We start from the raw sequence: 7,998 nt of genomic DNA, 5'->3' as shown, positions 1-7,998 counted from the left end.
ACGATCGAGCGCGCCGCGGAGGACTCGCTGATCTCGCTGGTCGAGGACGTGAGCCCGCAGCTGCGCGAGGTGGCGGCCGCGCTGGCCCCGTTCTGCGGCAACGCGAGGGTCGTCGGTGTCACGGGTGCGCCGGGCGTCGGCAAGTCCACGTCCACCTCGGCGCTGGTCGCGGCCTACCGCAGGCGCGGCAGGCGGGTCGGCGTGCTGGCCGTGGACCCGTCGTCGCCGTTCTCCGGCGGCGCGCTGCTCGGTGACCGGGTGCGGATGGGCGAGCACGCCACCGACCCCGGCGTGTTCATCCGGTCCATGGCCACCCGCGGCCACCTGGGCGGCCTGTCCTGGGCCACGCCGCAGGCGCTGCGCGTGCTCGACGCGGCGGGCTGCGACGTGGTGCTGGTCGAGACGGTCGGCGTCGGCCAGTCGGAGGTGGACGTGGTGTCGCTGGCCGACACCACGGTGGTGCTGCTCGCGCCCGGCATGGGTGACGGCATCCAGGCCGCGAAGGCGGGCATCCTGGAGATCGCGGACGTGTTCGTGGTGAACAAGGCCGACCGCGACGGCGCCGACCGGACCGCGCGCGACCTCAAGCACGTGATCTCGCTCGGCCGCCGGGACCGGGAGGGTGGCCTGTGGCGGCCCCCGGTGGTCAAGACGGTCGCCTCCCGCGCCGAAGGGCTGGACGAGGTGGTGGACGCCGTCGACGCCCACCACGCCTGGCTCGTCGAACGCGGTGAGCTGGAGCGACGCCGCGCCACCAGGGCCGCGGCCGAGGTCGAGGCCATCGCGCTGGAGCGGCTGCGCTCCCGGATCGGCGGGCTGCGCGGCGGTTCCGCGCTGGAAACCCTGGCCAAACGGGTCGTGGCGGGTGAGCTGGACCCCTACGCTGCGGCTGATCGACTGGTCGAGGGGGTGGGGGCATGACGCCGGTGGTGGACGTCGGCACGGGCGGCACCCGTAGGGTGATCGTCGGCGGTGCGGTGTCCGGTGCGCTGCGCGGTGTCGCGGTGCGGCCGGACCTGCCGCCGGTGGTGGAACGGGTCGTGCTCGGGCCCGCGCCGCAGTCGTGCCGAGGTGTGCGGGACGGGGGGTTCACGGTGGGGCTGTCATGAACGAGGTGGAGATTCCCTTCGGCAACCGGACCGAGCGGCGGGTCGCCCTCGCGGTCCAGCTCGGCCTGACGCTCTTCGGCGTCGTGCTGATGTTCCTGGCCTACGCCGACGGCCACCTGGCCGCGATGTTCATCGGGCCGCTGGTCGCGCTCGGCGGCCTGATCGGCGGCGGTGTCTGGCGGCGCAAGGCCCGCGTGCGCCGGCTCGTGGTGGAGCCGCAGGGGCTGCGCTGGGACGAGAAGGGCACGACGTGGGCGGTCCCCTGGTACGAGCTGTCCGGCGTGGCGCTGGCCAGGTCGAACGGGCCCAAGCCGTCGCTGTGGCTGCACCTGGAGCCGAGGGACCCGCAGGCGTTCTCCGCCACGTACCGCAGCATCCCGAGGACCCAGTACGGCCACTGGGTCCAGCTGGCCGACGACCTCGGCGGCGAGATGCTGGACCTGGCGCTGCGCCGGCACGCGCCGCAGATCTACGGGGGCGTCGTGCCGCACCCCGCGGGGATCTAGCCGGCCGGCGGGGTCAGGCGGCGGGGAGCGTCACGCCGTCGTGGCCAGGTGGGCCTCGTGCTGGGACACCGCCTTGCGCCACAGCGGTTCGCGGTCCTCGGCGGCGATGACCAGCCCGTAGACGTCGGCCAGGGCGGCGAACCAGTCGGCCCGGTCCTCCAGCACGGTCCTGGTGGTCGTCTCCTCGACGCGGGACAGGGTGAGCGCGCGCAGCACGTCCCAGCCGCGCGCGTCGGCCCGCTCCACGCAGAACGTGCGGACGAACCCCGACTCGGGTGACGTCGACAGGTCCACGTGCCGCTCGGCGAAGTGGTCCATGCCGACCTCGTCCGGGGCGAAGTCCATCGCGTGGAAGCTGCCCCGCACGTCGTGCCGCAGCCGCCAGCCGCCCGGCGCGACCTCGGACGGCCCCAACCGGAACGTGAACGGCCCCTGCCGGTGCTCGCCCTCGCGCAGCGGCAACGGCGAGTGGAGGCCGTCGCCCAGACCGACGTCCACCAGCCAGGGGACGTCGGAGTCCGGCAGGTCGCGCACGGTGAGCACGAGGTGGTTGCGGGTGATGGCCGGTTCGTCGGCGGGCGTCATCTGCGCGCCGCCGGGGTGCTTGCGCACGTGGTAGCCGAGCGCGACCAGCAGCTCGGCGAACGCCGCGTTGAGGTGGAAGCAGTAGCCGCCCCGGCCGGCCAGCACCCGGGCCACCGAGTCGAGCGGGTCGATCGAGGTCACGCGGCCGAGCTGGATCTCCACCGTCTCGTACGGCACCCGCTCGACGAACGCCTGGTGGAGCCGGGTCAACGCCGCCGCGCCGGGCGGTTCGGCCTCGGTCAGGCCGAGGCGGCGCAGGAACTCGGATACGTCGAACGAGCGCACGTGGGAAGCCCCCATCCGGGTGGGAGGTCGAAGCCGGGACTTCCGACTCTAGGCAAGGACGTGCGCAGAGCCGAACGTTTATCCCAGTCACTGGGGGACGAAGAGGTGCGATGTACGACTCCGCTGGGCTGCAGGTCCTCTCCCGCGAGGAGTGCCTGGAGCTGCTCGACACGGCCGCCGTCGGCCGCCTCGTCTACACCGACAAGGCGCTGCCGGTGGTGCACCCCGTCGTGTTCGTGCTCGACGGCGAGTGCGTCGTGCTGCGCGTGCCGCACGGCAGCGCGACCCTCGCCTCCAGGGACACGATCGTGGCGTTCCAGATCGACGACATCGCGCCCGACCTGTCCCGCGGCTGGTCGGTGATGGCGGTCGGGCACGTGACCGAGGTCGAGGAGGCGTCGCGGCTGGCCAGGCTCCAGCAGCTGCCGCTGGCCTCGCGCGGGTACGGCCGCGGCGACCACTACCTGGTGGTCGACCTCGAGGTGCTGACGGGGCGTCGCATCCCCTAGGGGAAGGCGATAACCTCGGACACCTCCGACCGGGAGGGTGGTCTCGGGTGGCCGGAACCCCGGACGCGAACGCCGCGGTGCGACTGGACGGCCTGCTCCGCGAGCTGACCGACCGCACGGCCGAGGCGGTCGTCTCGCAGGAGCGGCTGCACCGGCTGCTGACCGCGGTCGTGTCGCTGGCCAGCGACCTGTCGCTGCCGGACGTGCTGCGCCGGATCGTCGAGTCGTCGTGCGGCCTGGTCGACGCCCGCTACGGCGCGCTGGCCGTGGTCGGGCCGAACCGGCAGCTGCTGGAGTTCACCTACGGCGACGGCCACCACGACGCCGACCTCGGCCGGCCGGGCGTCGAGGCGACGGCGTTCGACCCGTCCGAGCCCGGCTTCCTGGGCGTGCCGGTGCACGTGCGCGGCGAGGTGTTCGGCAACCTCTACCTCAGCGACAAGGCCGACGGGTCCGACTTCACGCGCGCCGACCGGGAGATCGTGGTGGCGGTGGCCGCGGCGGCGGGCATCGCGATCGAGAACGCGCGGCTCTACGAGCAGTCGCGGCACCGCGAGGTGTGGCTGCGCGCGTCCAACGAGGTGACGAACGCGCTGCTCACCGGAGCCCCGGACCGGGACGCGCTGCGCCTGGTGGCGGTGCGCGCACGGTTGGCCGCGGACGGCGCGAACGCGCTGCTGGCGCTGCCCGACGTGCAGGGCGAGCTGGCCGTCCGGGTGCTGGAGGGCCGGCTGCACGGGTTCGACGCGACCGCCGAGGGCGGCCCGCTCCACGAGGTGTTCGACACCGGCAAGGCCAAGGTGCTCGACGGGCTGCCGGGTGACGTCGACCGGATCGGCCCGGTGGTGGTCGTGCCGCTGGCCGCGGGCGACCGGGTGCTGGGCGTGCTGATGGTGGCACGGGCCCGCGACGCGCGGGCGTTCGACGCCTCGGACGTGGCGCTGGTCGAGTCGTTCGCCCGGCAGGCCGCGCTGATCCTGGAGTTCACCCGGGCCACCGGGGCGGGACGGCGGCTGGCCGTGCTGGAGGACCGCGACCGGATCGCCCGCGACCTGCACGACCTGGTCGTGCAGCGGCTGTTCGGGCTCGGCCTGGGGTTGCAGAGCATGAACGGGCTGGTGCAGCAGCCGGTGGTGGCGCAGCGGCTGACCGAGTTCGTCACCGAGGTCGACCAGACCATCCGGGAGATCCGGCGCACCATCTTCTCGCTCCAGGAGCCGCCCGCCGGCGCGGCCGACCTGCGCGCCCAGCTGATGAAGGTGGTGCAGGAGTCGACCCGGCTGCTCGGCTTCGAGCCGGCGCTGACGATGGACGGGCCGATCGACTCGGTGGTGCCCGACCACGTGCGGCCGGACCTGCTGGCGACCCTGCGCGAGGCGCTGGCCAACGCCGCCCGGCACGCGTCGGCGCACCGCGTCGAGGTCGAGGTCGTGGTGGACCGGTCCGCGACGGACCTGCGGCTGGTCGTGCGCGACGACGGCGCCGGCCTGCCGTCCGGTCGCGACCGGCACACCGGTGGTCTGGTGAACATGACAGCGCGGGCCGCTAGGTGGGACGGTACGTGCGAGGTCGAGTCGGCCGAGGGCCGTGGTGTAACGCTGACGTGGCGCGTGCCGCTGGTCTCGGGGTAGGGCTTCTGAGTCGCGGGTGGGGAGGGCCATGTCCATCTCGGTGCTGTTGGTGGACGACCACGAGATAGTCCGGCGTGGTCTGCAGCAGCTGTTGGCGGTCGAACCGGACATCGACGTCGTCGGTGAGGCGGAGAGCGCGGCCGCCGCCGTGTCCGCCGCCGCGTTCCACCGGCCGGACGTGGCGGTGATCGACGTGCGGCTGCCCGACGGCGACGGGGTCACCGTGTGCCGGGAGATCCGGTCGACGGTCCAGCCGCCGCCCGCGTGCCTGATGCTGACCTCGTACTCGGACGACGAGGCGCTGTTCGGCGCGATCATGGCGGGCGCGGCCGGGTACATGCTCAAGCAGGTCTCCGGCAACGACCTGGTGTCCGCGATCCGCACCCTGGCCGCGGGCGGCTCGCTGCTGCACTCCGGCGTGACCGCGACCGTGCTGCAACGGCTGCGCGGCGGACCGGTCGAGGACCCGCGCTACGCGGCGTTGAGCCCGCAGGAGCGGCGGATCCTCGACCTGATCGCCGAGGGCCTGACCAACCGGCAGATCGCGAACCGGCTGTTCCTGGCCGAGAAGACGGTCAAGAACTACGTCTCCTCGTTGCTGCACAAGCTCGGCTTCGACCGCCGGACCGAGGCCGGGGTGTACGCCGCGCGCAGGCGGCAGGCCGGCGGCGCCGGGACCTAGGCGGCCGCGGTGCTCACAGCGGCCAGGCGACCAGCGGCCCCGCGGTCGCGGCGGTGGGCGCGGTCGGGTCGGGCAGCGGCATCCCCGGGCAGGTCAGGTCCCGTGGCGGCACCTTCCCGTCCACGATGAACGCCTCCACGACGTCGTCCACGCACGGGTTGCCGAAGCCGTAGACGCCGTGGTCGCCCTCGTCGGTCACGGTGAGCAGCCGTGAGCCCGCGAAGTCGCGGTGGGCCCGCTGGGCGCCTTCCAGCGGCGTCGCCGGGTCGCGCTCGGACTGCACCATGAGGATCGGCGGCACGCCCCTGCCGGTCGGCTTCTCCAGCCGCAGCGCCGGCCGGTCCCAGAACGCGCACGGCGCGAGCATCTGGAGGTAGCCCGCCAGGGGGTACCGCCTGCCCAGCCGCTCGGCCTCCAGCGCCAGGGTGGCCCGGTTGTGCCGGAACTCGGTGTCGTTGCACGTGATGGCGTAGAAGGTGGCGTTCTGCGCGTCCGGGTACGTGGCGAGCGTGGGCACGCCGGTCGTGACGGCCCGGTTCACCGAGGCCAGGGCCGCCGCCGCGTCCGGGAACGCCCGCTTGCTGTACTGCGCCTGGATCAGCATGACGTCCAGCTGGACGCCGTCGACCACGAACCCGTTCGGCAGCGACAGCGGGTCGGCGGCCACCTTCGCGCGGGTCGTCTCGTAGGCCTGGCGGACCTGCTCGGCGGTCGTGCCCAGGTGGTAGAGGCTGTCGTACCGGGCCACCCAGGGCAGGAAGTCGACCCGGAACCGGCGCTCGAAGCCGTAGCCGAAGTTGTCGAAGACGTCCTGGAACGTGCCGGTGAAGTCGGTGTTGGAGTCGAGCACGAACTTGTCCACCCGGTCCGGGAAGTAGGTGGCGTAGTAGGCGCCCATCCAGGTGCCGCCGGAGTAGCCGATCCAGTTGATCTTCTCCCGGCCCAGCAGCCGGCGCAGCAGGTCCAGGTCGCGGACGGTCTGCTCGGTGTTGACCACCTTGCCGAACTCGCCGGACCGGGTCTGGCAGGCCTTCGCCTGGAGCTCGGCGGCGTCGTAGAGCAGCTCGGTGTTGGCCCGGCTGCGGTCGCGCGGGTCGGTCAGCGTGAGCCAGTCGAAGCCACCGCAGGTGGTGTTCGTGCTGGCCCCCGTGCCGCGCGGGTCGATGCCGATGACGTCCATCGCCTCGACCAGCTTCGTGCGGCCGGTGTAGAGCAGCGGCAACGTCCGCCCGGGGCCGCCGGGACCGCCCGGGTTGGTCAGCACGGAACCCCTGGCCTCGCCCCCGCGCGCCTTGAGCCTGCTCACCGCGATGGTGATCTTGCGGCCGTCCGACGGCGTGCGCCAGTCGAACGGCGCCTGGAACGTCCCGCACTCCAGGCCCTCGATGTCCGCGCACGCCGCCCACGTGATGGTCTGGTCCAGCCGCGGGTCCCCCGCCCGGGCCTGCGCGTACGCCGGCAGCGCCGCGCCGATCAGGGCCGCGCACACGGCGGCGGCCACTCGTCCTCGCATCGGATTTCCCCCTCCTGTCGAGGCCTCCACCCCACCGCGCACGTACGCTTGGGGACAACCGCAGAAAGGCCCTGTTCGGCTCTACGAAAGACTTAGGCCACTCGGGCTCGGAGGAAAGTAAGGTCGCTGGAGTGGGGATTTTCCGGAGGAAGCGGCCTGCCGCGGTCGCCCGCGAGGTGGTGCGGGACCACACCTACGACGACGCGATCCTGGACATCGCGGCGGAGGAGATGGACGCGGGTCACCTGAGGGCGGCGACCACGGTGCTCGCGGAGTGCCGCGACGAGCCCGAGGTGCGGGCCCTGCGGGTCGAGGTGCTGGGCGAGCACGCCATCGGCCACGCCGACGAGCTGCTGGAGCTGGCGAAGAACAACACCGACCCCGACCTGTGGCTGCTGGCCGGCACGGCGTTCATCCGGGAGGCGTGGGCCATCCGCGGCTCGGGGCGGGCCGACAGCGTCGGCAAGGACCGGTTCAAGGTCTTCTTCGGCACCCTGCGCAAGGCCGTGGGCCCGCTGCACGAGGCCGCGAAGATCCTGCCGCGCGACGCGGTGCCGTGGGCGCAGCTGCAGACCGCCGGGCTCGGGCTCCAGGTGGACCGCGACCAGAAGGACGAGGTGTGGCGGGAGATCGTGGCGCGGTGCGCGTCGCTGTACCCGGCGCACTGGACCCGGTTGCAGATCCTCGCCGCCAAGTGGGGCGGGTCGGCCGAGGAGATGATGGCGTTCGCGCAGGGCAGCGTGGACGCCGCACCTCCCGGCGACCCGGTCGTGGCCATGCTGCCGCTGGCGCACTTCGAGATCTTCCTGGAGCAGTTCGAGGACGCCGTGCAGGCGCGGTCGGCGCTGAAGATCGCGAGCTTGAAGATGCGCTACTTCACCCGGCACCGGGAGGAGATCGCGACGGCGGCGGACAAGTGGGACTCGACCCCGAACAAGCCCCACCCGCGCTCGCTCCAGGCCCACAACCTGTTCGCGGCGGCGTTCGCCCTGGCCGACGACGCGCCGCGGGCGAAGCGCCACCTGCTCGGAATGCGGGACCACGTGCACGAGGTGCCGTGGGCGTACGTGGCCTACCTGGCCGACGACCTGGAGAAGGAGTACTCGGAGCTGGCCAACAAGTACCTGTGACGGTCGTCCGCGCCCCTTCCCGACGTCCTCCGGGAGCCGGTGGCCGGG

General features: G+C 73.1%; 9 protein-coding genes. 7 read left to right on the top strand and 2 right to left on the bottom strand.

The window, feature by feature from the left end; genetic code table 11:
• The 3 genes from meaB to AB0G02_RS23060 form a co-directional block, all read left to right on the top strand.
• The coding region (gene meaB, locus AB0G02_RS23070) for a methylmalonyl Co-A mutase-associated GTPase MeaB (protein ID WP_360797538.1) at window positions 1-921 on the top strand (921 nt) is incomplete at its 5' end.
• Window positions 918-1,109 (top strand): hypothetical protein, encoded by a 192-nt coding sequence (locus AB0G02_RS23065; RefSeq protein ID WP_360797537.1) that lies wholly within the window; start codon window positions 918-920, stop codon window positions 1,107-1,109. The genes meaB and AB0G02_RS23065, both read left to right, overlap by 4 nt.
• The gene (locus AB0G02_RS23060; RefSeq protein ID WP_360797536.1) at window positions 1,106-1,615 is read left to right on the top strand and encodes a hypothetical protein; all 510 of its coding nucleotides are present in this window, start codon (window positions 1,106-1,108) and stop codon (window positions 1,613-1,615) included. Before AB0G02_RS23065 ends, AB0G02_RS23060 begins: the two co-directional genes overlap by 4 nt.
• A 30-nt stretch (window positions 1,616-1,645) precedes the next feature.
• On the opposite strand, the gene AB0G02_RS23055 is transcribed toward AB0G02_RS23060, so the two are convergent.
• Complete coding sequence (locus AB0G02_RS23055; RefSeq protein WP_360797535.1) at window positions 1,646-2,500, bottom strand: arylamine N-acetyltransferase; 855 nt, start codon at window positions 2,498-2,500, stop codon at window positions 1,646-1,648.
• A 95-nt stretch (window positions 2,501-2,595) separates the two neighbouring features.
• Here AB0G02_RS23055 and AB0G02_RS23050 point away from each other — a divergent pair, with 95 nt between their 5' ends.
• From AB0G02_RS23050 to AB0G02_RS23040, 3 genes are read left to right on the top strand one after another with little or no spacing between them, the layout of a single operon-like run.
• Window positions 2,596-2,994 (top strand): pyridoxamine 5'-phosphate oxidase family protein, encoded by a 399-nt coding sequence (locus tag AB0G02_RS23050; RefSeq protein ID WP_360797534.1) that lies wholly within the window; start codon window positions 2,596-2,598, stop codon window positions 2,992-2,994.
• Window positions 2,995-3,041: 47 nt separating this feature from the next.
• Window positions 3,042-4,625, top strand: a complete 1,584-nt coding sequence (locus tag AB0G02_RS23045) for a GAF domain-containing protein (RefSeq protein WP_360797533.1) — start codon at window positions 3,042-3,044, stop codon at window positions 4,623-4,625.
• A gap of 28 nt (window positions 4,626-4,653) precedes the next feature.
• A complete protein-coding gene (locus AB0G02_RS23040) occupies window positions 4,654-5,307 on the top strand; it encodes a response regulator transcription factor (protein ID WP_360797532.1) in 654 nt (217 codons plus the stop codon).
• A gap of 13 nt (window positions 5,308-5,320) precedes the next feature.
• Here the strand turns inward: AB0G02_RS23040 and AB0G02_RS23035 are convergent, their stop codons facing one another.
• Window positions 5,321-6,820 (bottom strand): alpha/beta hydrolase, encoded by a 1,500-nt coding sequence (locus AB0G02_RS23035; protein WP_360797531.1) that lies wholly within the window; start codon window positions 6,818-6,820, stop codon window positions 5,321-5,323.
• Window positions 6,821-6,951: 131 nt separating this feature from the next.
• On the opposite strand from AB0G02_RS23035, the gene AB0G02_RS23030 reads away from it, so the two are divergent.
• Window positions 6,952-7,950: a hypothetical protein gene (locus AB0G02_RS23030; RefSeq protein WP_360797530.1), complete on the top strand. Its 999-nt coding sequence runs from the start codon at window positions 6,952-6,954 to the stop codon at window positions 7,948-7,950.
• Window positions 7,951-7,998 lie beyond the last annotated feature (48 nt).

Source organism: Actinosynnema sp. NPDC023658 (assembly GCF_040639995.1).
Taxonomy (GTDB): domain Bacteria; phylum Actinomycetota; class Actinomycetes; order Mycobacteriales; family Pseudonocardiaceae; genus Actinosynnema.
The sequence above is the reverse complement of the archived record's forward strand: the minus strand, read 5'-3'. Positions and strand labels throughout refer to the sequence as shown.

Coding starts and splice junctions, on each gene's coding strand:
- AB0G02_RS23065 (WP_360797537.1), top strand. CDS start 918: ATGACGCCGGTGGTGGACGTCGGCACGGGCGGCACCCGTAGGGTGATC.
- AB0G02_RS23060 (WP_360797536.1), top strand. CDS start 1,106: ATGAACGAGGTGGAGATTCCCTTCGGCAACCGGACCGAGCGGCGGGTC.
- AB0G02_RS23055 (WP_360797535.1), bottom strand. CDS start 2,500: ATGGGGGCTTCCCACGTGCGCTCGTTCGACGTATCCGAGTTCCTGCGC.
- AB0G02_RS23050 (WP_360797534.1), top strand. CDS start 2,596: ATGTACGACTCCGCTGGGCTGCAGGTCCTCTCCCGCGAGGAGTGCCTG.
- AB0G02_RS23040 (WP_360797532.1), top strand. CDS start 4,654: ATGTCCATCTCGGTGCTGTTGGTGGACGACCACGAGATAGTCCGGCGT.
- AB0G02_RS23035 (WP_360797531.1), bottom strand. CDS start 6,820: ATGCGAGGACGAGTGGCCGCCGCCGTGTGCGCGGCCCTGATCGGCGCG.